Below are 1,831 nucleotides of genomic sequence, written 5' to 3'. Positions count from 1 at the left end.
AATATAAATTTTTACCAACACGTTTTGTCCTATAGCCCTGAAATGAAAACCTTTTGGCGCATTGATTCATTAATGGAATGTGAATATGATAAAATAAGGATAAATTATGAAAATGTTCCATTTCATGGAGGAAAAATGAAAAAAGTCATATTTGACGTCGATGGCGTACTTCTTAGTGAAGAAAGATATTTTGATATAGCAGCACTGACTGTCTGGGAAATTTTATACAGCCCGAAGTATATGGGCATGCCGGCAGAAAAGGATAATTTTATTGTTGGCACGGTCAATGAAGGACGCATTGCAGAATGCAGGAAAAGCGTGTGGGGAAATGGCACGCTCATATCCTGGCTGAAGGCAAGAGGGATCAACTCAAACTGGGATATGGTTCATGCTGCGCTGATTACGATTTTCTGGATCATGGCAGAAGTTTATTCTGCCCGCTCCGGCGGAGAAAAAGTGGCATTCCGTCTGGAATCGGAGAAAGATGTGCAGGAGACAGGGAAAATATTGATGGGGATTCCTGTTCCGTCTGCGGATAAGATATTAGAGAAATGGGAGAAGACAGTGCCGGAGGGGATTTACGGAGAAGATGTCATTCATACACTGGCAGCAGCAATGGCTCCGTCTTTTGCCAATCCGGATACATGGGCAGAATTGAGATCTTCTTTTTGGAAAATCCATACGTCAGCTTTTCAGGAATGGTACCTGGGGGATGATAATTATATCCGCTATCTCCATAAAGCGCCATACAGCGGCGGGAAGCCGGGATTCCTGGACAGGGAAACACCGCTTGCTCCGCCTTCTGGCATAAAGAATATGTTTGAAAGATTGAAAGAAAGCGGTTATGAGATTGGGGTTGCGACGGGACGTGCCCGGATTGAAATGGAAGTCCCTTTTAAAACCTATGGCTGGTATGAAGAGTTTGAATCAAACTATTTAGCGACTGCGTCTGATGCGGTAGATGAATCAAAAATGTACGGAGGAAGTGTTCCTGATAAACCGCATCCTTTTATCTATTTGTGCGCTGCTTATGGCAGAAATAAGGAAAATTATCCTGCATATATGGCAGGAACAATTGCGCGCGGCAGCGAAGATGAGATTTATGTCTGCGGGGATTCCTTCTCGGACCTGCTGGGAAGCAGAGCTGCAGGCTTCAGGTTCATAGGAGTGCTGTACGGAGCAGAGAAAGATAAGACTGCCAGCCTTTTTGAAAAAGAAGGCGTTCCTTACGTGCAGAACGTACTCGAAATCCCGGATTTATTATCCGGAATCTGACATGCATTCTGGCAGAAGTGCTAACTTTTGCAGTCATTCTTCATGCATGGTAGAATTAAAGTGTATTACTTAACTAACAGCGTATATGGAGGTACCAGGTGTCACTCTTTCTTCCGCATATTTATGGACAGGAAAAAGTTCAGAAGGAATGGAAATCCCTGCTGAAAAACAACAGGTTTCCTCATACCCTGATCCTATATGGGGATGACGGGCTGGGCAAGACGACAGCAGCATTTGATCTGGCGGGAATTCTTACAGGAGAATCTGAAAAGATTTCCGGAGAATTTGATGAATTGCACATATCATCCGCCAGAGAAGAGATGACGCTCCCGATGACTGGAAACAGGCTGTGGTATCTTCGCCCCGGGAAGATGGAATTGAAAGTAGAGCAGTTCCGTACATTTCTTGAAAGCATGGCGTCCTTTGATGAAAAGGCTCATGTCTGCATTATCGATGAATGCCAGTTCATGAGAGCGGCTGCTGCAAATATTATGCTCAAAACCCTTGAGGAGCCTCAAAGCAATGTTTATTATATTCTGATTTCTACGGATCTGAA

Annotated in this window: 2 protein-coding genes; both read left to right on the top strand. The window is 44.1% G+C overall.

Translation table 11 applies throughout. The features are described from left to right. The first annotated feature begins 135 nt into the window (after positions 1-135). Entirely contained in the window at positions 136-1,275 is a 1,140-nt protein-coding gene (locus M3200_RS06520) for an HAD family hydrolase (RefSeq protein WP_022382729.1), read from the top strand. 98 nt (positions 1,276-1,373) lie between these two features. Continuing rightward, a partial coding sequence (locus M3200_RS06515; RefSeq protein ID WP_288178197.1) for a DNA polymerase III delta subunit-related protein occupies positions 1,374-1,831 on the top strand: 458 nt, incomplete at its 3' end.

This window comes from Dialister sp. CAG:357 (assembly GCF_000435155.1).
Lineage (GTDB): Bacteria > Bacillota > Negativicutes > Veillonellales > Dialisteraceae > Dialister > Dialister hominis.
This window is presented reverse-complemented; position numbering and strand designations above follow the sequence as displayed.